At 65.0% G+C, this 19,936-nt stretch carries 20 protein-coding genes and 1 tRNA gene; 8 read left to right on the forward strand and 13 right to left on the reverse strand.

Annotation, left to right across the window (positions count from 1 at the left end):
* Nucleotides 1-48 precede the first annotated feature (48 nt).
* From MA07_RS21270 to aroA, 5 genes are all read right to left on the reverse strand, one after another.
* Nucleotides 49-339, reverse strand: coding sequence for a hypothetical protein (locus MA07_RS21270; protein ID WP_036356490.1), 291 nt, complete (start codon nt 337-339; stop codon nt 49-51).
* A 150-nt stretch (nt 340-489) separates the two neighbouring features.
* Nucleotides 490-867 carry a methylglyoxal synthase gene (locus MA07_RS21275; protein WP_036356493.1) on the reverse strand — a complete coding sequence of 126 codons (378 nt, stop codon included), beginning with the start codon at nt 865-867 and terminating at the stop codon, nt 490-492.
* Between the two features lie 12 nt (nt 868-879).
* On the reverse strand, nt 880-1,683 hold the full coding sequence (locus tag MA07_RS21280; protein WP_036356496.1) for a DUF1194 domain-containing protein: 804 nt from the start codon (nt 1,681-1,683) through the stop codon (nt 880-882).
* An 89-nt stretch (nt 1,684-1,772) separates the two neighbouring features.
* A complete protein-coding gene (cmk, locus tag MA07_RS21285) occupies nt 1,773-2,399 on the reverse strand; it encodes a (d)CMP kinase (protein WP_036356499.1) in 627 nt (208 codons plus the stop codon).
* Between the two features lie 7 nt (nt 2,400-2,406).
* The gene (gene aroA, locus MA07_RS21290; RefSeq protein WP_036356501.1) at nt 2,407-3,756 is read right to left on the reverse strand and encodes a 3-phosphoshikimate 1-carboxyvinyltransferase; all 1,350 of its coding nucleotides are present in this window, start codon (nt 3,754-3,756) and stop codon (nt 2,407-2,409) included.
* A gap of 181 nt (nt 3,757-3,937) precedes the next feature.
* Between aroA and MA07_RS21295 the strand changes: the two genes are divergently transcribed.
* From MA07_RS21295 to MA07_RS21305, 3 genes are all read left to right on the forward strand, one after another.
* Entirely contained in the window at nt 3,938-4,327 is a 390-nt protein-coding gene (locus MA07_RS21295; protein ID WP_036356504.1) for a TIGR02300 family protein, read from the forward strand.
* 81 nt (nt 4,328-4,408) lie between these two features.
* Nucleotides 4,409-4,484 (forward strand) — tRNA-Ala (locus tag MA07_RS21300).
* 154 nt (nt 4,485-4,638) lie between these two features.
* Nucleotides 4,639-6,840 (forward strand): malate synthase G, encoded by a 2,202-nt coding sequence (locus tag MA07_RS21305; RefSeq protein WP_036356506.1) that lies wholly within the window; start codon nt 4,639-4,641, stop codon nt 6,838-6,840.
* Between the two features lie 29 nt (nt 6,841-6,869).
* On the opposite strand, the gene MA07_RS21310 is transcribed toward MA07_RS21305, so the two are convergent.
* Together MA07_RS21310 and pxpB are read right to left on the reverse strand one after the other, a co-directional pair.
* Nucleotides 6,870-7,895 (reverse strand): biotin-dependent carboxyltransferase family protein, encoded by a 1,026-nt coding sequence (locus MA07_RS21310; RefSeq protein WP_036356509.1) that lies wholly within the window; start codon nt 7,893-7,895, stop codon nt 6,870-6,872.
* Nucleotides 7,892-8,614 carry a 5-oxoprolinase subunit PxpB gene (pxpB, locus tag MA07_RS21315; protein ID WP_036356513.1) on the reverse strand — a complete coding sequence of 241 codons (723 nt, stop codon included), beginning with the start codon at nt 8,612-8,614 and terminating at the stop codon, nt 7,892-7,894. The genes MA07_RS21310 and pxpB overlap by 4 nt, the downstream gene beginning before the upstream one ends.
* A gap of 218 nt (nt 8,615-8,832) precedes the next feature.
* On the opposite strand from pxpB, the gene MA07_RS21320 reads away from it, so the two are divergent.
* A complete protein-coding gene (locus MA07_RS21320; protein ID WP_036356516.1) occupies nt 8,833-9,618 on the forward strand; it encodes a 3-hydroxybutyrate dehydrogenase in 786 nt (261 codons plus the stop codon).
* Between the two features lie 273 nt (nt 9,619-9,891).
* On the opposite strand, the gene pip is transcribed toward MA07_RS21320, so the two are convergent.
* The gene (gene pip, locus MA07_RS21325; protein WP_036356520.1) at nt 9,892-10,836 is read right to left on the reverse strand and encodes a prolyl aminopeptidase; all 945 of its coding nucleotides are present in this window, start codon (nt 10,834-10,836) and stop codon (nt 9,892-9,894) included.
* Nucleotides 10,837-11,006: 170 nt separating this feature from the next.
* Here pip and MA07_RS21330 point away from each other — a divergent pair, with 170 nt between their 5' ends.
* The 4 genes from MA07_RS21330 (at nt 11,007) to MA07_RS21345 (ending at nt 14,941) form a co-directional block, all read left to right on the forward strand.
* A complete protein-coding gene (locus MA07_RS21330; protein WP_036356523.1) occupies nt 11,007-12,080 on the forward strand; it encodes an extracellular solute-binding protein in 1,074 nt (357 codons plus the stop codon).
* A 68-nt stretch (nt 12,081-12,148) separates the two neighbouring features.
* Nucleotides 12,149-13,231: an ABC transporter ATP-binding protein gene (locus MA07_RS21335; protein ID WP_036356526.1), complete on the forward strand. Its 1,083-nt coding sequence runs from the start codon at nt 12,149-12,151 to the stop codon at nt 13,229-13,231.
* Nucleotides 13,228-14,097 carry an ABC transporter permease gene (locus tag MA07_RS21340; protein WP_036356529.1) on the forward strand — a complete coding sequence of 290 codons (870 nt, stop codon included), beginning with the start codon at nt 13,228-13,230 and terminating at the stop codon, nt 14,095-14,097. The genes MA07_RS21335 and MA07_RS21340 overlap by 4 nt, the downstream gene beginning before the upstream one ends.
* Nucleotides 14,098-14,101: 4 nt before the next feature.
* Complete coding sequence (locus MA07_RS21345) at nt 14,102-14,941, forward strand: ABC transporter permease (RefSeq protein ID WP_036356531.1); 840 nt, start codon at nt 14,102-14,104, stop codon at nt 14,939-14,941.
* Nucleotides 14,942-15,218: 277 nt separating this feature from the next.
* On the opposite strand, the gene MA07_RS21350 is transcribed toward MA07_RS21345, so the two are convergent.
* The 5 genes from MA07_RS21350 to MA07_RS21370 are packed head-to-tail and all read right to left on the reverse strand — an operon-like array spanning nt 15,219 to nt 19,920.
* Nucleotides 15,219-16,286 carry a dipeptidase gene (locus MA07_RS21350; protein ID WP_036356534.1) on the reverse strand — a complete coding sequence of 356 codons (1,068 nt, stop codon included), beginning with the start codon at nt 16,284-16,286 and terminating at the stop codon, nt 15,219-15,221.
* Nucleotides 16,287-16,323: 37 nt separating this feature from the next.
* Complete coding sequence (locus MA07_RS21355) at nt 16,324-17,103, reverse strand: ABC transporter ATP-binding protein (RefSeq protein ID WP_081929105.1); 780 nt, start codon at nt 17,101-17,103, stop codon at nt 16,324-16,326.
* Between the two features lie 2 nt (nt 17,104-17,105).
* Nucleotides 17,106-17,942 carry an ABC transporter ATP-binding protein gene (locus MA07_RS21360; protein ID WP_036356540.1) on the reverse strand — a complete coding sequence of 279 codons (837 nt, stop codon included), beginning with the start codon at nt 17,940-17,942 and terminating at the stop codon, nt 17,106-17,108.
* Nucleotides 17,939-18,877 (reverse strand): ABC transporter permease, encoded by a 939-nt coding sequence (locus MA07_RS21365; protein WP_081929106.1) that lies wholly within the window; start codon nt 18,875-18,877, stop codon nt 17,939-17,941. The genes MA07_RS21360 and MA07_RS21365 overlap by 4 nt, the downstream gene beginning before the upstream one ends.
* Nucleotides 18,877-19,920 carry an ABC transporter permease gene (locus MA07_RS21370; RefSeq protein ID WP_081929107.1) on the reverse strand — a complete coding sequence of 348 codons (1,044 nt, stop codon included), beginning with the start codon at nt 19,918-19,920 and terminating at the stop codon, nt 18,877-18,879. The genes MA07_RS21365 and MA07_RS21370 overlap by 1 nt, the downstream gene beginning before the upstream one ends.
* Nucleotides 19,921-19,936 lie beyond the last annotated feature (16 nt).

Genomic DNA, 19,936 nt, shown 5'->3' on the forward strand with positions numbered 1-19,936 from the left:
CTTCACCCCCGTGTGGTGCGATCCGAAAGGTCCGGCTCCGCCCTCCATTCAGAGCCAAAGGACAAGGAGAACCAGGATCGCCACGAGCGTGCTGAGCACAGCGAGCCAGATCCGGGTTGTTCGTCCATGTTCGCGGATCTCGTCCCTGAGGTTCAGCTCGAGCTCCTCGAGGCGCCGGTAGAGGTTCTCCTGCCGCTGATCGAACAGCAGCCGAGTCTTCTCGTGCGCGTCCCGCGTTCCCTCGATCAGGATCTCCCAATACTCGCGGCGCTCTTTCTCGTTCGCCTCCCGGCGGGCTTGCGACTGCCGCTTGCGCTCTTCTGCTGAAGGTTGGGCCATCTCATCATTTCCAATGAATCAAGGAATATCCATTCGATGCTTCTGCCATAAGTAGTGCATCGTCTGGCGCGGACCTCCGATTTCTCACAATGCCGTCGTCTCCTCGCGGATGTGGATGTCATCGGCGCGGCGCACGAAGCCGCACCGGGATCAATCTCTGAACGACTCGATCAGACGTCCCGCCGTGGCGCGGTTCAGGGCCATCGGAATGTCGTACACAAGGGCAAGGCGCATCAGCGCCTTCACGTCCACGTCATGCGGGTGCGGCGAGAGCGGATCGACGAAGAAGAACAGGGCGTCGATCCTGCCTTCCGCGATCATCGCGCCGATTTGCTGGTCGCCGCCGAGCGGGCCGCTCTTCAGCCGCGTGACCGACAGCGAAGGGCATCGCTCCATCACCCGGGCACCCGTGGTGCCGGTGGAAAAAAGCGCAAAGGGGCGGAGATCGTTCTCGTACAGGGCCACGAATGCGGCCATGTCATCCTTCTTGGCGTCGTGGGCCACGAGCGCCAGCGTCAGTTGAGTCATGGGAGAGACAGCTCAATTGCTCCAGCGGTCACGCCACTGCATCTCGCCGGCCATGCAGTTGGTGCGCTGAGGGGACTGGATGCGGCTGATCAGGGGCTGTCCGGGCATCAAATTGGCAATCTCAAGCAGGATTTTGGTTTTGATCGCCTCGATGAACTGGTCGCGCTCCCGCACCGGAACGGTGAACGCACCCTGGCCGCCGATCACGCAGTCCTTGTAATAGACGTCGAGGTCCGGGATGTCGAGGTAGCCGGGCTGGCGCAGCATGATCGGCAGCCCGTTGATGGTGATGCCCTTGGCCAAAGCCGCGTCACGGGCCTCCAGCACGACCCGGCCCTGGTTGTTGGGACCGTCGCCCGACACATCGATTACGCGCCGCGTGGCGTTCAGGCCGCTCTCCTCCAGAAGCTTCACGCTGAAATCGATGGCACTGGAGATCGAGGTCCGCTGCGCCCGCCGCAGGGGCGTGGAGGCGATCTTGTCGGCAAAGGCCATCAGGCTCTCGGAATTGTCGAGCACCGTCCAGGGAATGATCACCTTCTGATCCGGCGATCCCGCCCATTCCATGTAGGTGACCGCGATCCGGCCCAGCATTCCGCCGCGGATCGCGTCATGAACCAGCTTGGAGCGGAAGGCTTGGGCGAAGCCTTCCCGCTGCAGGGCCTGCTCGTCCGTGTCCATGGAAAACGAGATGTCCACCGCGACTACGAGGGCGAGATCAACCTCGGTGTCGGTCTGGGCCTGAACAGGGAGGGCGAGCAGCCCCCAGAGGCAGACAAATGCTGCGGCAAGGCGGGTGAAGCCGGAACAAACCATCGGAATCTCCTGTGCGGGAGCCGGATTGGTCAGAAAAGTGTGCCAGCTTCTGGAAGTAAGGCAAGGCTGCTCCTGGACCAGAGGGGAGCTTAAGAATGCTTGCCTTCCACGATTGCGAGGGCTGCCTGGAAGGCAGCGTCGGGGTCGAGATGGGTTGTGTCGAGGGTCACTGCATCGGCGGCGGCTTTGAGCGGGGCCGTGCTGCGGTTCATGTCGCGCTCGTCCCGGCGGCGGATGTCCGCCAGGATCGTCTTGTACTCGGCCTGCTCGCCGCGCCGCAGGAGTTCGAGATGCCGGCGCCGCGCCCGCTCCTCGGGGGCGGCGGTGATGAAGAGCTTCACGTCCGCATCCGGGCAGACCACGGTGCCGATGTCGCGCCCGTCGAGCACCGCGCCCGGTTTCTGCTCGCCGAACTGGCGCTGGAAGGCCAGCAGGGCATCGCGCACCGGCTGATAGGCCGAGACCACCGAGGCAGCCTCTCCCATGGCGGCTCCCCGGAGACGGGAATCGTCGTCCAGGTGTGAGACGTCCAGGTTCTGCGCCACTGCCGTGGCGGCGTCCTGGTCGGTAAGGGGAACGTCCCTGTCCATGAGCACGCGGGCCACCGCCCGGTAGAGCAGGCCGGTGTCGAGATGGGCGAAGCCGTAATGCTCCGCGAGGCGCTTGCCCAGGGTGCCCTTGCCGGAAGCCGCAGGGCCGTCGATGGCGATGATCATGGGCGGGTCAATCCTGGATCGTGGCGCCGAGCTCCCGCATGAGCGGGATGAAGGAGGGGAAGCTAGTCACGATCATGGCACCGTCATCGACCGTCATCGGCTCGGTCGTCGCCAGGCCCATGACCAGGAACGACATGGCGATGCGATGGTCGAGATGGGTGGCCACCGGCTTGCCGCCGCCCCGGACCTTGCCGCCGGAGCCATGAACGATCAGGTCGTCACCCTCGATCTCGTACTTGACGCCGGCCTCCGCAAGGCCGGCCGCCACGGCCGCCAGGCGGTCGGATTCCTTGACCCGCAGCTCATGAAGCCCCTGCATCCGGGTTGTGCCTTCCGCGAATGAGGCCGCGACCGCCAGGATCGGGTACTCGTCGATCATCGCCGGGGCCCGGGCATGGGGGACTGTGACGCCGGTGAGTCTGCTGTGCTGGACGCGAAGATCAGCCACTGTCTCGCCGCCCTCGTTGCGCTCGTTCAGGCGCTCGATGGAAGCGCCCATCTCGATCAGCGTCGTGATGAGGCCGGTGCGGAGCGGATTCATCATCACGCCCTCGATCAGCACGTCCGAACCGGGGGTGATCAGGGCTGCCACCAGGGGGAAGGCGGCCGAGGAGGGGTCGGTCGGCACGACGATGTCGGTGCCGCGCAGCTCCGGCTGGCCCTGCAGGGTGATGGCGCGGCCGTCGGCTCCGTGAGAGGCAACCTCCACGCTCGCCCCGAAATGGCGCAGCATCCGCTCCGTATGGTCGCGGGTGGCCTCGCGCTCGATGACGGTGGTCTTGCCCGGCGAGTTGAGGCCGGCGAGCAGGATGGCCGACTTGATCTGGGCCGAGGCGGCGGGCGTCTCGTAGGTGATGGGAAGCGTCTCGCGGGGGCCGCGCAGGGTCAGGGGCACCCGCCCGCCCTCGGCCTCGCTCACCACGGTCACGCCCATCTGGACGAGCGGATCGAGGATGCGGCGCATGGGGCGCTTCCTCAGCGAAGCGTCGCCGTCGAAGGTGGAGGTGATGGTGTGGCTGCCGGCCACGCCCATCATGAGGCGCGAGCCGGTGCCCGCATTGCCGAAATCGAGCACATCCTTGGGTTCCGTCAACCCGCCGATGCCGACGCCGACGATGCGCCATCGGCCCGGAGCCTCGCGGGTGATGGTGGCGCCGAGTGCCCGGCAGGCCTCGGCCGTGCGCAGCACGTCGTCGCCTTCCAAGAGGCCTTCGACCCGGGTTTCGCCGATGGAGAGGAGCCCGAAGATCATGGAGCGGTGGGAGATCGACTTGTCGCCGGGAACGCGGATGCGCCCTTTCAGGGGCGTTCCGGACCTGCTGGCGACCGGGGACGGCGTTCCGTGCGCGTGCGACATTGTGTTTGAGTCCCTCAGAGCCTTCTCGTCAGGGCGGGCTCCTAACACGGGGTTTTCCCGCCGTCACGCGCAAGCTGGGTCAGGCCCGGCCCTTGCCTCTGCAATTTCCTATTTGACAAGCCACCCCCTGCCGACTAACGGAGCCTTCCCAACCATTCACACTTATCCAAGGCAATCACCCGTGGCCAAACCGGAACTCGGCTTGAAGCGCCAGTGCATGAGCTGCGGCGCGAAATTCTACGATCTCAACAAGGACCCGGCCGTCTGCCCGAAATGCGGCACCGTGTTCCAGGCAACCGCCATGACGACCCGCGTGGCTGCTCCCGTGGCGGCCCGTGCCGCCGCCGTGGCCGATGACGACGAGACCGAGCTCGAGGCGGCCGGTCCGGAGATGGTCTCCCTCGATGAGGTCGAGGCTGACGAGAACGAGAAGGACATCCCGGTCGATGACGACATCGAGGTGGCCGACGATGTCGCCGATGACGATACCTTCCTCGAGGACGAGGAAGAGGGCGACGACGACGTGTCCGACCTGATCGACAGCGATCTGGAAGACGACGAAGAGGCTTGAACCTCGCAAAAGAGGCGACTATAGAGACGCCTCTGATTTGAGAAGAGTTCGCCGCGGTGTCCCATACATCGCGGCTCGGATGGGGCCATAGCTCAGCTGGGAGAGCGCTTGCATGGCATGCAAGAGGTCGGCGGTTCGATCCCGCCTGGCTCCACCAAATCTTTCCGAAAAGCCGCCCGAAGGGGCGGCTTTTTTGTTGGCTGCGTGCTCCCATCCGCCCTTCGTCTCATGGAAAGGGCGCTCATCTTCATTTTTAGTCTCCCTGCCTTAAGCTAAGGGCAGGATCTTCACATCCACCGAAAGCGGGAACGATGACGCGCGTCCAGACGAACGGCCTCCAGGTTGCACCGGTTCTTCACGAGTTCATCGAGCGGGAGGCGCTGGCCTATACCGGCGTCTCGCCGGATGCCTTCTGGAAGGGGCTTGCCGGCCTCGTGAGGGAATTCGCCCCGCGCGACCGCGAACTGCTCGCCGTTCGCGACAGGCTCCAGGCGCAGATCGACGAGTACCACCGCGCCCGAAAAGGCCAGCCTTTCGATCAGGCCGACTATGAGCGATTCCTGCGCGACATCGGATATGTGCTGCCGGAGCCCGAGGATTTCGCGGTCAGGACGCAGAACGTGGACGACGAGATCGCCCGCATCGCCGGGCCTCAGCTCGTGGTGCCGGTGTCCAATGCCCGCTATGCGCTGAACGCCGCGAATGCCCGCTGGGGCAGCCTCTACGACGCCCTCTACGGCACCGATGCCATTCCGGAGGACGAGGGTGCGACCCGCTCCGGCGGCTACAACAAGGCGCGCGGCACCAAGGTCGTGGCCCGCGCCCGCGAGGTTCTCGACCGGGCGGCGCCCCTGGCAGGTGGCAGCCACAGGGATGCGGCTTCCTACACGATCCAGGGCACGGCCCTCATCGTCACGCTTCAGGACGGCACCGAGACGGGGCTTTCCGATCCGGCCCAGTTCGTCGGCTATCAGGGTGAGGCGGCAAGCCCCTCATCGGTGCTGCTGCGTCACAACAACCTGCATCTCGACATCCGCATCGACCGCTCGCATCTCATCGGCGCCGAGGATCCCGCGGGCGTCGCCGACGTGGTGATGGAATCGGCCGTCTCCACCATCATGGACCTGGAAGATTCGGTGGCGGCGGTCGATGCCGACGACAAGGTCGAGGTCTACCGTACCTGGCTCGGGCTGATGAAGGGCGATCTGGTCGAGAGCTTCGAGAAGGGCGGGCGCACCGTCGAGCGCCGCCTCAATCCGGACCGGGTCTACACGGCCGTGAGCGGCGGTGAATTGCGCCTTCATGGACGCAGCCTGATGCTGGTGCGCAATGTGGGCCACCACATGTTCACCGATGCGGTGCTCGACGAGAATGGCGAGGAGATCCCGGAAACCATCCTCGACGCGGCCATCACGTCGCTCATCGCCATCCACGATCTGAAAGGTGCAGGCTCCCTGCGCAACAGCCGCGCGGGCTCGGTCTACATCGTGAAGCCCAAGATGCACGGGCCTGACGAGGTGGCGTTCGCCAACGACCTCTTCGCTGCCGTCGAGGACATGCTGAGTCTTCCCCGCAATACCCTCAAGATGGGCATCATGGACGAGGAGCGGCGCACCACCGTCAACCTCAAGGCCTGCATCCATGCGGCCGCCGAGCGCATCGTGTTCATCAACACGGGTTTCCTCGACCGCACGGGCGACGAGATCCACACGTCCATGGAAGCCGGCCCCATGATCCGCAAGAACGACATGAAGTCGACCGCGTGGATCAAGGCCTACGAGGACAACAACGTGGATGTAGGCATGCTCTGCGGCCTGCCCGGCAAGGCGCAGATCGGCAAGGGCATGTGGGCGGCGCCCGATAAGATGGCCGATATGCTCTCACAGAAGATCGGTCACCCGCAGGCTGGCGCCACCACCGCCTGGGTGCCGTCGCCCACCGCCGCGACGCTGCATGCGCTGCACTATCATCAGGTGAGCGTGCCGGCTCGCCAGGAGGAGCTGAAGAAGCGCTCGCGCGCAAAACTTTCCGATATCCTGACCATTCCGGTGTCCCAGTCCAACTGGGCGCCGGATGCGGTCCAGCAGGAACTCGACAACAACTGCCAGGGCATTCTCGGCTACGTGGTGCGATGGATCGACCAGGGCGTCGGCTGCTCGAAGGTGCCGGACATCCATGATGTAGGCCTGATGGAAGATCGCGCCACCTTGCGCATCTCCAGCCAGCACCTCGCCAACTGGCTGCGCCATGGCATCGTCAGCGAGGATCAGGTGATGCAGACCCTGCGCCGCATGGCCGAGGTAGTGGACCGGCAGAATGCCGGCGATCCGCTCTACCGGCCGATGGCGCCGAACTTCGATGGGCCTGCCTTCCGGGCTGCCTGTGACCTCGTCTTTAAAGGCGCGGAGCAGCCCAACGGCTACACGGAATACGTGCTGCACGAACGCCGCCGCGAGGCAAAGGCCGCAGGGGCGCCGGACCGCATCGACGAAAGCGGCGTCAGAACGCAATAAAAGGAAAGGGCGCCGATGCGGCGCCCTTTTCATTCGTGGCTTGCGGGAGAAAGCGCGTCGACCGTGCCGCCGATCAGATTGCGGCTGAGCAGATGCTCCGTGGTCAGGTCGAAGCGAACGGGGGTGAGTTGTGATGAAAGCGAGGCAATCCAATCCCTCAGCTGCCGCGCCGCCGCCACGGCCTCGTCCCGCTCCACGGCCCTGAAGCGCACCTTTGTGCCTGACCGCATCTGCGCGAAGCGGGCAAGATCGGCGCTGATCACGGTGGCGATCTTCGGATAGCCGCCCGCCGTCTGCCGGTCGCGCATGAGCACGATGGGCTGGCCGCTGCCCGGCACCTGGATATGGCCGTCCACGATCCCGTCCGACACGATGTTGAAGCCCTTGGCGTGCTCGAGCTTGGGCCCGGTGAGCTGAAAGCCCATCCGATCGGCCTGGGGGCTGATGGTGAACTCACTTTCCAAGAACAAACGAATGCTGTCCGGCGTGAAGTAATCGTCCTGCGGCCCGAGCATGACGCGTAGAGGGCCGGTCTCCTCGATGAGGTCGACGGTCAGCTGCATGGGCTCGCCCGCTTGGACCTCCGGCCGGCATGGCAGGTGGCTTCCGGCCTGGAGCGGCGCCCCTTTCAGGCCGCCGAGGCGGGAGCGCAGATGAAACGAGAGGCTGCCCAGCTGCGGCTCGACCGCAAGGCCTCCGGCCACCGCCAGATACGCGAAGGTGCCAGTGCGCGGGTGCCCCACCTCAAGGGTCTGACCCTCCCTCAGCATGAAGGATGTCAGGGGAGGTAGGGGCGTGCCGTCGATGCTGGCGGACGCGCCCGCACCGGCGACGGCGAGGCGCAGGTCGCCGCCCTCGGCCGTGAAGGCGCCGCCGAGATTGACGAACTCGATTGTCCCCATGTCGGGAGAATTCCCCACAAGGACATTCGCCATCGCCAGAGCGCGGCGGTCCATGGCGCCGGAGGGCGAGACGCCGAAGCCCTGATAGCCGAAGCGGCCGCGATCCTGCAAGGCGGTCATCGGGCCGCAGGATTTCACCACGAGATCGATCATGGGCGAACCTCCTCGGCCACCGGCTCGCCGGCCTGAACGGCCTTCTCCATCGCCTCCCAGCGCGAGGCATCGACGGGTTCGAACACGATCTCGTCGCCGGCCGCGAACAGGAAGACCGGGTTCCGTTCCGGAGCGTAGGGGCGCACAGGCGTCAGGCCGAGATTGTGCCACCCGCTCGGCATATCCATGGGGGCGATGCCCGCCTGCTCGCCGCCGATCATGATCGTGCCGGCCGGGATCTTGGCCCGGGGATGAACCCGCCGGGACGTGGCGATCCGCTTGTCGAGGCCGCCGAGATAGGTGAAGCCCGGCAGGAAGCCGATCATGTAGATGCGATAGACGGCCGACGAATGGATGTCGATCACCTGGGCAGGCGTCAGGCCATGGATCTCGGCCACTTCCTCCAGGTCGCTCCCGTATTCGCCGCCGTAAACCACCGGCACGCGCCAACGGCGGCCGACCGCGTGGCGCGGCACGAGATCCTTGGTCTCCTCATCGAGGAGCCTGACCAGGGCGTCGTAGTCGATCACTGCCGGATCGAACTGGATGGTCAGGGAGCGATAGGTCGGCACGGTCTCGATCAGCCCGGTGGGGGCACGGGCGCGGACGATCTCGTCGAGGGCCAGGACCATGGCGTTGAGGCCTGAATCGATCGTGCTTCCGAACTCCACGGTGAGGGCGCTGTCGCCGCAGGGAAGAATCTTTGGTGTCGGCACCATGCCCCCATTCGGTTTGACGAAACGGCATCCGATCCATCTCATATCGGCGCCTGCCAGACAACGGCGGGGAAGGGGAAAGGGACATGCGCCCGGCACATGGGCGCCGAACGGGGCATCACCCTCCCATGCTCCTTTTTGCTAGGCTCACCCCCGCCTCGTCCTTTGTGCTATTCCACCTGCCATCTGATGCCTGAGCCCAGGCCCATGCGGAGAAGACCATGACCTTGACATCGAAGACAGCCGTCGTCACCGGCTCGACCAGCGGCATCGGCCTGGCCATTGCCCGCGCGCTCGCCAAGGAAGGTGCGAACATCGTCCTCAACGGACTGGGCGACGAGGCCGAGATCGAAAAGACCCGCGCCGGCATCGAGAGCGAGTTCGGCGTGAAGGCGGTCTATTCACCGGCTAACATGCTCAAAGCCGACGAGATCGAGGAGATGGTACGGCTCGGCGAGCGCACCTTCGGCAGCGTCGACATCCTGGTCAACAATGCGGGCATCCAGTTCGTCTCGCCGGTGGAGGATTTCCCGGTCGAGAAGTGGGACCAGATCATCGCGATCAATCTCACATCGGCCTTCCACGCCATCCGCGCCGCCGTGCCCGGCATGAAGGCGCGCGGGTGGGGCCGCATCATCAACACGGCCTCGGCCCATTCCCTCGTGGCCTCGCCCTTCAAGTCCGCCTATGTGGCGGCCAAGCACGGCATCGCGGGCCTCACCAAGACGGTGGCGCTGGAAGTGGCGACGCAGGGCATCACCGTGAACTGCATCAGCCCCGGCTACGTCTGGACACCGCTGGTCGAGCGGCAGATCCCCGACACCATGAAGGCGCGGGGTCTCACCAAGGAGCAGGTGATCAACGACGTGCTTCTGGAAGCCCAGCCCACCAAGCAGTTCGTGACCGTCGATCAGGTGGCGGGGCTTGCCGTGTTCCTGTGCTCCGATGCGGCCAGCCAGATGTCCGGCGCCAACCTGTCGATGGATGGCGGCTGGACGGCGAAGTAAGTTTTTCTGATCGTCATCCCGGACGGCGGAGCCGATCCGGGATCGTGCGCAGGATCAAGCGCTGGAACCTCGACACTGTCATCCCCGCGCAGGCGGGGATCCATAAACACGACGCCTCATGAGAGGGCGAACAGCGTCGTGCCTCATTCTACACGGTCGGCGGTTATGGATCCCGGGCTCCGCTGCGCGGCCCCGGGATGACAGGGCTGGACTGGTTTGCGCGATCCCGGATCTTCGCTGCGCTCCGTCCGGGATGACGGTTGTCCGCTAGCCTTACCTTCTCGCGAACGCGTCCGTCGCTTCGATGAGATGATGCGTGATGCCGGGCTCGCTCACCGCGTGACCGGCATCCGGCACCATGATGAACTGCGCCTCGGGCCAGGCCTTGTGCAGGTCCCATGCTGTCTTGGGTGGCGTGGCGATGTCGTAACGGCCCTGGATGATCACGCCTGGGATGCCTTTCAGGCGATGGGCATTCCGGATGAGCTGCCCCTCCTCGAACCAGCCCTCGTTGACGAAGTAGTGGTTCTCGATCCGGGCGAACGCGATGGCATAGTGCTCGTCGCCGAACTGGTCGCTGTATTCCTGATTGTGCAGCAACGTGATCGTCTCGCCCTCCCACAGGCTCCAGGCGCGTGCAGCTTTCGCCTGGACGGCCGGATCGGGATCAATCAGGCGCTTGCGGTAGGCTGCCATGAGGTCGCCGCGCTCTGCTTCAGGAATCGGGGCGAGGAAGCCTTCCCATTTGTCGGGGAAGAGCCACGAGGCGCCCTCCTGGTAATACCAGAGCAGCTCCGAACGGCGCAGGGTGAAGATCCCGCGCAGCACGAGCTCGGTGACCCGCTCAGGATGCGTTTCGGCATAAGCGAGCGCGAGCGTCGAACCCCAGGAGCCGCCGAACACCATCCACTTGTCCACACCGATCATCGCGCGCAGGCGCTCGATGTCGGCCACGAGATGCCAGGTGGTGTTGGCCTCCAGGCTGGCATAGGGCGTCGAGCGTCCGCACCCGCGCTGATCGAAGAGCAGGATGCGGTACTTGTCCGGATCGAAGAGCCTGCGCTGGGTCGGCGTGCAACCGCCGCCGGGGCCCCCATGCAGGAAAACCACGGGTTTGCCTTCCGGATTCCCGCACAATTCCCAATAGACCTGATGGCCGTCGCCCACATCGAGCATGCCGGTCTCGTAGGGTTCTATTTCGGGGTAGAAGGTGCGCATGGCTTAAGGGCTCCTGCAGAGAGAACACATCCATAGCCGGGGGAGCGGCCCCTGTCAGCATGGCGGATCGTTCCTGAGCCGGCTTCATACCCCTAGCGCGTCGTGCAACTGTCATATAGTTTTGCAACTGGGGAACATGGGTAAAAGCCCAACCACACTGGAGGACGAGGATGTTGACGAAACGCACCAGCCTGAAGCTGGCAATTGCTCTTGCGGCTCTCATGGTCGTCGGATCGGCACAAGCCGCCGAGAAGCTGCGGCTCCTGACCTGGTCGGGCTATGCGCCGGCCGATGTCGTGGCGCAGTTCACGAAGGAGACGGGCATCGAGGTCGAGGTGACGACCTCGAACAACGAGGAGATGATCTCCAAGCTGCGCGCCACGCAAGGGGCAGGCTTCGATCTCGCCCAGCCGAGCCAGGACCGCATCGCCGGCCCGCAGGCGGAGTTCGGCATCTACAAGCCGCTCGACATGTCGAAGGTCAAGTCTGACCAGTTCATCGGCTCGATGCTGGAAGCGACCAAGAAGAACACCACGGTCGACGGCAAGGTCTACGGCGTCCCCCACATCTGGGGCACGGACGGTCTCGTGGTGAACACCAAGGCAGCACCCAAGGTCGCCGACTACAACGATCTCTGCGATCCCGCTCTCGCCGGCAAGACCAGCTTCCGCGCCAAGCGCCCGGCGCTGATCGCCTTCGCCTTCGCCAACGGCATGGATCCCTTCGCGGCCTATGGCGACGCGAAGGCTTATGCTGCCCTGATGGACAAGGTCGGGGCCAAGCTCGCCGAGTGCAAGAAGAACGTGAAGTTCTTCTGGGAAGGGTCCGATCAGCTCCTCAATGCCGTGCGCTCCGGCGAGATCGTTGCCGCCATGGCCTGGGATACGGGCGGATGGAAGCTCAACGCCGACAACCCGGACATGAAGTTCGTTGCACCGAAGTCCGGCGCGCTGGGCTGGGTCGACACCTTTGCGATCCCCGCCAAGGGCCGCAATGACGATGCCGCCTACAAGTGGATCAACTTCAACATGCGCCCGGAAATCGCCGCGAAGGTTGCGGCCGCTGCCGGCAACTTCACGGCCTCGAACGGCGCCGACAAGCTCATGGAAGGCAAGCTGAAGGATCAGTTCGCCGAGAGCTTCCCGAAGGCCGCCATTGACAACATCCGGTGGTATCCGGCCGTGCCGGCCGGCCTCGAGGAGATCGAAGGCAAGGTTCTCGACCGCCTGAAGGCCGGTTCGTAAAACCTCATCGTGATGGTTCGTCGTCCCCCAGCTCACGCTGGGGGACGACTCTTTGTATCGGCAGCGTCATGGCCTCTTCCACCGATCTCGACATCGTCAACGTCACCAAGCGCTTCGGCTCGCATGCCGCTGTCGATGACGTGAGTTTCAGCGTCGCCCCCGGCGAGTTCTTCTCGATCCTCGGACCCTCCGGCTGCGGCAAGACCACCCTGATGCGCATGATCGCCGGATTCGAGCATCCGACGAGCGGAGACATCCGCATACGCGGAAAATCGATGATCGGCGTTCCGGCCAACAAGCGCCCGGTCAACATGGTGTTCCAGAGCCTCGCTCTCTTCCCCATGATGACCGTCGGCGAGAATGTCGCCTATGGGCTCACCTGCCGGGGCGTCTCCCGAGCGGAAGCCGAGGAGCGCGCAGGCCGCATGCTGGAGCGCGTCGGCCTCAAAGGGTTCGGCGAACGCCGCGTGACGGCCCTGTCCGGCGGTCAGCGGCAGCGCGTGGCGATTGCCCGCTGCCTCGTGCTGGAGCCGACCCTCGTGCTCCTCGACGAACCCCTCGGCGCTCTCGATCTCAAGCTGCGCGAGCACATGAAGATCGAACTCAAGCAGCTGCAGGGCACCTTCAACACCACCTTTGCCTACATCACGCACGATCAGTCCGAAGCGCTCGTCATGTCGGACCGCATCGCTGTGATGAACCAGGGGAAGTTCGAGCAGGTGGGGAGCCCGCGTGAGCTCTACCACAATCCCGCGACGCCCTTCGTCGCGAGCTTCGTCGGCGAGACGAACCGCCTGCAGGGCGAGGCGGCAGCCGCTTCCAACGGCGCAATCGCGGTGCGGCTGCCCTCTGGTGCGATTGTGCAGGGGCAGGGGAGCGGGGCCGCGCAGGCTCTCGCCTTCGTGCGCCCCGAGGCCGTGGCGCTCGCGCAGGACCCCGCGTCCCTGGGCAACCTCCCCAATCGCTTCGAGGGGCGCGTGTCGGCGGTGCTCTTCGACGGTGCCGCGTCGAGCCTGCTGATCGACACCACAGGTTTCGAGCAGCCGGTGCGCGCCGTGCTGCCGCAGGCGGGGCCGCTCGTCGGCATCCAGGTCGGAGCGCCTGTCCACGTGGGCTGGACGGCGGATGCCATGAAGGTCTTCGCCGCATGATCGCGAAGCAGGCCTCACGCCTCACGCTCTTCCTTCTGCTCGCTCCCGCCATCCTGTGGCTCGGGCTTCTCATCGTGCTGCCGCATGTGGAGATCCTCGTCCTCTCCTTCAGCGAGCGGGTCGCGCCGCGGGTCTATGCCTTTGGGTTCGGCAACTATCTCGAGTTCTTCACCGAGCCGCTCTATTGGCGCACCTTCGCGCGCACGGCGTTCATGTCGATCCTGGTGACGGCGCTCACACTGGTGCTCGCCTTTCCCATCGCGCTCTACATCGCCCGCGTGGCGCAAGGCCGCCTCAAGGCCATGCTGCTGCTGCTGTGCCTCTTGCCGTTCTGGGTTTCGGAGCTGGTGCGCACGTTGGGCTGGATGATCCTGCTGCGCGAGACGGGCGTGATCTCCTACGCGCTGCGTTCCATCGGTCTTGCAGGTCAGCCGGTGGAGCTACTCTACAACGACGGCGCGGTCATTCTCGGCCTCGTCTATGGCGGCCTGCTGTTCATGATCGTGCCGCTTGCCAATGCGCTGGAGAGCCTGGAGCCTGCGGTCGTGGAGGCCGGCTACGATCTCGGCGGCAGCCGCTGGACCGTGCTGCGCCGCATCGTCATTCCCCATGCCATGCCGGGCATCGTGGCGGGCTGCATCATCGTGTTCATGCTCACCGTCGGCAACTTCGCCACGCCGGTGCTGCTCGGGGGCAAGAACGGGCTGTGGTTCACCGAGCAGATCTATGCGCAGTTCATCACGCGCTTCAACTGGCCACAGGGTGCCGCCTTCGGCATGCTGCTCCTGCTGCTCTCCTCGGCCATCGTGTGGCTGGGCCTGCGCCTCACCGGCCAGAGCCTCGGCACCACCCTGAAGCAGGCATGACGCCATGAACCGCCCATCCATCACATGGAAGCTCTACATCGCGGCGTTCTACCTGTTCCTGTTCGCGCCGCTGCTCGTCGTGGCGATCTTCGCCTTCAACGCGAGCCTGTTCCCGTCCCCGCCGTGGCGCGGCTTCACCCTGGAGTGGTTCACCGGATCCGGTACTGTCGTCGGCAAGCCGGGCGTGCTGGCGGACCCGATCTGGCTGGAGAGCATCGGCAACAGCTTCAAGGTCGCCATCCCTGTGGCGCTGCTCGCCGTGCTTCTCGGCACGGTGAATGCCTGGGTGCTGGAGCGGGCCGAGTTTCGCGGCAAGACCTTCGTGGCCATGATGATGCTCTGGCCGCTCGTCATTCCTGGCGTGGTGCTCGGCATCTCGATCCTGGCCTTCTTTTCGCGGGTGACGAACGGGCTCGAGGACTGGCTTCAGACCGATCTCGATTTTCTGCGTCCCGGCCTGCCGCTGGTGGTGCTGGGCCAGCTCTCCTTCATCCTCACCATCGCGACGCTCATCATCGCCGCGCGCCTGCGCAAGTTCGACCGCTCGCTGGAGGAAGCCGCCTTCGATCTCGGCGCCAGCCGCGCAAGAGTCCTGAGAACGGTGACACTGCCTTTCTTAAGTCCCGCGCTCATCGGCGCAGGCCTCGTGGCGCTGCTGATGTCGTTTGAGAACTTCAACACCACACTGATGCTGGTGGGCTCCGAGGCGCCGCTGCCAATTGCCATGTACGGCCAGATGCGCGAGGGCGCATCGCCTGCGATCAACGCGGTCAGCCTGCTGCTCATGCTCGGCGTCGGCGGCATCGCGAGCGTGTTCGCGCTCACCTCGAAGGCGGAGCGGTAGGTTCCTTACTTCGTCGTCCCGGACGCAGCGCAGATCCGGGACTGGGCAAACCAGCCTACACTGTCATCCCGGGGCGGCGCAGCAGAGCCCGGGATCCATAACCGCTAACGAGGCAGAACGAGCCGTCACGCTGCCCGCCTTTTCTAAAGCGCCGTGTTTATGGATTCCCGCCTGCGCGGGGATGACGGCGGGGAGGTTTAGGTGCCTTATTCTGAAAGCGATCCCGGATCGGCTTCGCCGTCCGGGATGACCATCCAACGACCATGACCTATCCGCCTCACTCTCCCCAGGTGCGCTCCAGAACGTTCACCCAGTTCTCGTAGCAGACCTTGCGCAGGGTGGCCTCGTCGTAGCCGTGGCGGCGCATGGCGTCGACGAGGCGGGGCAGGCCGCGCACATCGCCGATCTCGGCGGGAATCGTCGCGCCGTCGAAGTCAGAGCCCAGGCCCACGCCGTCCACACCCACCTTCTCGATCAGGTGGTCCATGTGGCGGATCATCTCCTCCAGGGGCGTGTCGTCGTTGCGCATGCCGTCCGGGCGGATGAAGGAAGTGGCGAAGTTGACGCCCACCATGCCGCGGCTCTCGCGGATCGCGCCGAGCTGCTTGTCCGTGAGGTTGCGTGAATGCTTGCAGATTTCCCAGGCATTGGAGTGGGTCGCGACGAGCGGTGCGTCGGAGAGACGGGCCACGTCCCAGAAGCCCTTCTCGTTCAGGTGCGAGAGGTCGATCATGATCTTGAGGCGATTGCAGGCGCGCACCAGCTCGATGCCGCGATCGGTGAGGCCCGGGCCGGTATCCGGCGTCGAGGGATAGCGGAACGGCACGCCGTGGCCGAAGATGTTCGGGCGGCTCCAGACCGGACCGATGGAGCGCAGGCCGCTCTCGTAGAGAACGTCGAGCATGTAGAGATCGGGGTCGATGCCCTCGGCACCCTCGATGTGCAGGATCGCCGCGAGCTTGCCGGTATCGATGCAGTGGCGGATGTCGGCCGCATTGCGGCAGATCTTCACCTCGCCCTTCGAGGCGCGCTCGATGCGCATGAGCAACGCAGCCATGTGCACCGTCACCTGCTGGCTCGTAGGGAGCGGGAGCGGCGAAGAGAGGGGCACATCGTACTGCGCCTGGGCCATCAGCTCATCCACGTCGACGCCCACGCTCTCGGACGGCACATAGACGGCGAAGAACCCGCCGACGAAGCCCCCCTGCCTCATGCGCGGCCAGTCGAGGTGGCCGATATTGTCGCCTTCCAGGAAAGCCTGCTCGGGCTGAATCTTGCCGCGCATCAGGCGCAGCAGCACGTCGTTGTGACCATCGAAGACAGGCATCGGAGTGGAGCGGGACATCGTTTCACATCAAAATGAGTGGCGGAAAAACGGTATTTTAAGCGGCAGGAGCCTGGGCCGGTTGCGGGGCAACCCGCGTGAAGCCCTGGCTCGCCTGGATCAGGGACTGCGTATAATCGTTCGAGGCTGCACCCGAGCGCAGGGCAGCGGCTGTCGTCTCCTCGACGGCTTCGCCATGCTGCATGACGAGCAGGCGTTCGCACAAGTGGGCCACGACGGCGAGATCGTGGCTGACCAGGATGTAGGTCAACCCCAAGCGCCGGCGCAGGTCGTCGAGCAGATTCAGGATTTCGGCCTGCACCGAGGCATCGAGCGCCGAGGTCGGCTCGTCGAGCAGCAGCACCTTGGGGCGCAGGATCAGCGCCCGGGCAATGGCGATGCGCTGGCGCTGGCCCCCCGAGAGCTGATGCGGATAGCGGAAGCGGAAGGAGGGGCCGAGGCCCACTTCCTTCAGGGCCTGGAGGATGCGCGCCTCCGCATCCTTCTCGCCATGGATCGCGAGCGGCTCGGAGAGCGTGCGGTCAACCGTGTGGCGCGGGTGCAGCGAGGCATAAGGGTCCTGAAACACCATCTGGACCGTGCGGTAGAAGGCCTTGCCCCGCGGCGTGGTGACAGCATTGCCATCGACGCTCACGCGACCGCTGGTGATCGGCGCGAGGCCGCATATGGCGCGCAGCACCGTCGACTTGCCGGAGCCGGATTCACCGACGAGGCCGTAGGCCGCACCCTGCTCCACGTGGAAGCTTACGTTCTTGACGGCCTCGACCCGAAGACGGCCCGTGCCGAATACGACGTTGAGGTTTTGAATATCGAGCATCGTTAGAGCGCCCATGCGGGATCGCGGTTCAGGGTCGGCAGCGGACGGACGTCGTTCGCCAATGTCGGCAGGCAGCGCATCAAACCTTGCGTGTAGGGGTGCTGCGCTTCGCGAAGGTTCTTCGCCTCCAACTCCTCGACCACCCGCCCCGCATACATCACCAGCACCCGGTCGCAGAAGGAGGAGACGAGCTTGAGATCATGCGAGATGAAGATCAGGCCCATGCCCCGCTCCGAGACGAGCTCGTCGAGAATGCGCAGCACCTCCATGGATACCGTCACGTCGAGCGCCGAGGTCGGCTCGTCGGCGATGAGCAGGTCCGGATCGGTGACGAGCATCATGGCGATCATAGCGCGCTGCCCCATGCCGCCGGAGACCTCATGCGGGTAGAGCGAAAACACGCGGCCGGGATCGCGCATCTTCACGGCTTCCAGCATGGCGAGCGCCCTGTCGCGCGCCTCCGCCTTGCGGGCTCTGGCATGAGCCCGATAAGCCTCGATGATCTGATCGCCGATGGTCATGACCGGGTTCAGCGAGTATTTCGGATCCTGCATGACCATGCTGATCCGCCCGCCGCGCAAGGTGCGCAGTGTCTTCTTCGAGGCGGTCTGCAAGTCGATCCCGTCGAAGGCAAGGCGCTTGGCCGTCACTTCGCCGGGGGGAGGGGTGAGGCCGAGAATGGCGCGCCCGGTCTGCGACTTGCCGGAGCCCGACTCGCCCACGATGCCGAGGCGTTCACGGCCGAGCTGAAAGGACACGCCACGCACGGCTTCCACAGTGCCGGTGCGCAGATGAAAGCGCACGCGCAGGTCTTCAACGTCGAGAAGCGGCTTCGTCATTTGGCGGCCTTCGGGTCGAGAACATCGCGCAGGCCGTCGCCCAGCAGATTGAAGCCGAGGCTCACCACGAAGATCGCGATGCCCGGCATGGCGGCGACCCACCATTGATCGATGAGGTAGTTGCGGCCCGTGGCCACCATGGCGCCCCATTCCGGCATCGGTGGCTGTGCGCCGAGGCCAAGGAAGCCGAGGCCGGCCGCGGTCAGGATGATGCCGGCCATGTCGAGCGTCACGCGCACGATGAGCGAGGAGAGGCAGAGCGGCACCACATGGCCTAAGATGATGCGCGGCGTCGAGGCGCCCTGGAGTTTCACCGCCGCGATGAAATCGCTGTTGCGGATCATCAGGGTCTCGGCGCGGGCGATGCGGGCGTAAGGTGGCCAGGAGGTGATCGCGATAGCGATGATGGCGTTCTCGATGCCTGGCCCTAAGGCTGCCACGAAGGCGAGCGCCAGGATGAGGCGTGGGAAGGCCAGGAAGATGTCGGTGATGCGCATCAGCACCGTGTCGACCCAGCCGCCGAGATAGCCGGAGACGGTGCCCACAAGAAGGCCGATCGGCATTGCGATCAGGGCCACCAGGACGACCACGAAAAGCGTGATGCGTGAGCCGTGAATCACACGGGAGAAGATGTCCCGCGCCTGATCGTCCGTGCCGAACCAATAGGCCTCGCTCGGCGGCAGGAGGCGCTGCGTGCGAAGGTCTCCGCCGGCGACCGGCGAGTAGGGCGCAATGACATCGGCGAAGATCGCCACGAGGATCAGCAGAAGGACGATGCCGAGGCCGATGACGGCGAGCGGATTGCGGGAGAAGGCACGCCAGCCGAGATAGAAGCGGCCGAGCCGTGCCTGCCAGCGGGAATGCGGCTCCGGGGAGAGCAGCCAGGCACGCATGCCTGAAGGCTGGGAGGCCAGTGGAAGAGGGGCGCCGGTCATCAGCGGGTCCTCGGATCGAGCAAGCGGTAGAGCAGATCTGACACGAGATTGAGCAGCACGAAGGCGGTTCCGATCACGAGGGTTCCGCCGAGCACCGCATTCATGTCCGCGTTCTGCAGGGAATTGGTGATGTACTGGCCCAGTCCCGGCCACGCGAAGATCGTCTCGGTCAGCACGGAGCCTTCGAGCAGATTGGCATAGGACAGGGCGATCACGGTGATCAGGGGAACGGCCGCGTTGCGCAGGGCGTGGCGCCAGATCACGCGCATCTCCGATAGACCTTTCACCCGCGCCGCGATCACGTATTCCTGCGCCAGTTCGTTGAGCATGAAGGAGCGGGTCATGCGGCTGATATAGGCGAGCGAAAAATAGCCGAGCAGGCAGGCGGGCAGAATAATGTGCGAGACCGCATCCCAGAAGGCATCCCACTGGCCCTGCATGGCGGTGTCCAGCAGCACGATGTTGGTGACCGGCGTGTAGAGGTAGGAATAGGTCACGTCGATGCGGCCTGGTCCTGCCACCCAGCCGAGCTTGGCATAGAAGACCAGCAGGCCCATGAGGCCGAGCCAGAAGATCGGAATGGAATAGCCGGCGAGGCCGAGCACGCGCACGAACTGGTCGATGAAGCTGCCGCGCTTGACGGCGGCCAGGATGCCGAGCGGGATGCCGATGATCACGCCGATGAGGGTGCCGAGGGTGGCAAGCTCCAGGGTGGCCGGAAACGTATTGGCGATATCCGTCAGCACCGGATTGGTAGTGAGAACCGAATTGCCGAAATCGCCCGTAACGGCCTTCTTCAGGTAGATCCAGAACTGCTGGATGAGAGGCAGATCGAGGCCGAGTTCCTGGCGGACGCGCTCGTAAACCTGCGCGGGAGCCCGGTCGCCCACGATGGCGATCACGGGATCGATGGGAACGACGCGGCCGATGAAGAATGTGACGGCGGCAAGGCCGAGGAGGGTCGTCATCAGAACGATGACGAACTGGGCGATGTTCTTAAGGGAGGAGCGGAGGGCACTTGCGTGCCCTCCGCCCCGATTCATGACTGCTGAAACCATC

Origin of the sequence: Microvirga sp. BSC39 (assembly GCF_000739015.1) — a bacterium.
Classification (GTDB): domain Bacteria; phylum Pseudomonadota; class Alphaproteobacteria; order Rhizobiales; family Beijerinckiaceae; genus Microvirga.

Bases quoted from the DNA above. Each gene is read 5' to 3' on its own strand.
- aroA (WP_036356501.1), bottom strand. From the start codon at position 3,756: ATGTCGCACGCGCACGGAACGCCGTCCCCGGTCGCCAGCAGGTCCGGA.
- MA07_RS21270 (WP_036356490.1), bottom strand. From the start codon at position 339: ATGGCCCAACCTTCAGCAGAAGAGCGCAAGCGGCAGTCGCAAGCCCGC.
- MA07_RS21275 (WP_036356493.1), bottom strand. From the start codon at position 867: ATGACTCAACTGACGCTGGCGCTCGTGGCCCACGACGCCAAGAAGGAT.
- MA07_RS21305 (WP_036356506.1), top strand. From the start codon at position 4,639: ATGACGCGCGTCCAGACGAACGGCCTCCAGGTTGCACCGGTTCTTCAC.
- MA07_RS21330 (WP_036356523.1), top strand. From the start codon at position 11,007: ATGTTGACGAAACGCACCAGCCTGAAGCTGGCAATTGCTCTTGCGGCT.
- pxpB (WP_036356513.1), bottom strand. From the start codon at position 8,614: ATGGTGCCGACACCAAAGATTCTTCCCTGCGGCGACAGCGCCCTCACC.
- MA07_RS21355 (WP_081929105.1), bottom strand. From the start codon at position 17,103: ATGCTCGATATTCAAAACCTCAACGTCGTATTCGGCACGGGCCGTCTT.
- MA07_RS21280 (WP_036356496.1), bottom strand. From the start codon at position 1,683: ATGGTTTGTTCCGGCTTCACCCGCCTTGCCGCAGCATTTGTCTGCCTC.
- MA07_RS21345 (WP_036356531.1), top strand. From the start codon at position 14,102: ATGAACCGCCCATCCATCACATGGAAGCTCTACATCGCGGCGTTCTAC.
- MA07_RS21310 (WP_036356509.1), bottom strand. From the start codon at position 7,895: ATGATCGATCTCGTGGTGAAATCCTGCGGCCCGATGACCGCCTTGCAG.
- cmk (WP_036356499.1), bottom strand. From the start codon at position 2,399: ATGATCATCGCCATCGACGGCCCTGCGGCTTCCGGCAAGGGCACCCTG.
- MA07_RS21320 (WP_036356516.1), top strand. From the start codon at position 8,833: ATGACCTTGACATCGAAGACAGCCGTCGTCACCGGCTCGACCAGCGGC.
- MA07_RS21335 (WP_036356526.1), top strand. From the start codon at position 12,149: ATGGCCTCTTCCACCGATCTCGACATCGTCAACGTCACCAAGCGCTTC.
- MA07_RS21350 (WP_036356534.1), bottom strand. From the start codon at position 16,286: ATGTCCCGCTCCACTCCGATGCCTGTCTTCGATGGTCACAACGACGTG.
- MA07_RS21370 (WP_081929107.1), bottom strand. From the start codon at position 19,920: ATGAATCGGGGCGGAGGGCACGCAAGTGCCCTCCGCTCCTCCCTTAAG.
- pip (WP_036356520.1), bottom strand. From the start codon at position 10,836: ATGCGCACCTTCTACCCCGAAATAGAACCCTACGAGACCGGCATGCTC.
- MA07_RS21365 (WP_081929106.1), bottom strand. From the start codon at position 18,877: ATGACCGGCGCCCCTCTTCCACTGGCCTCCCAGCCTTCAGGCATGCGT.
- MA07_RS21360 (WP_036356540.1), bottom strand. From the start codon at position 17,942: ATGACGAAGCCGCTTCTCGACGTTGAAGACCTGCGCGTGCGCTTTCAT.
- MA07_RS21340 (WP_036356529.1), top strand. From the start codon at position 13,228: ATGATCGCGAAGCAGGCCTCACGCCTCACGCTCTTCCTTCTGCTCGCT.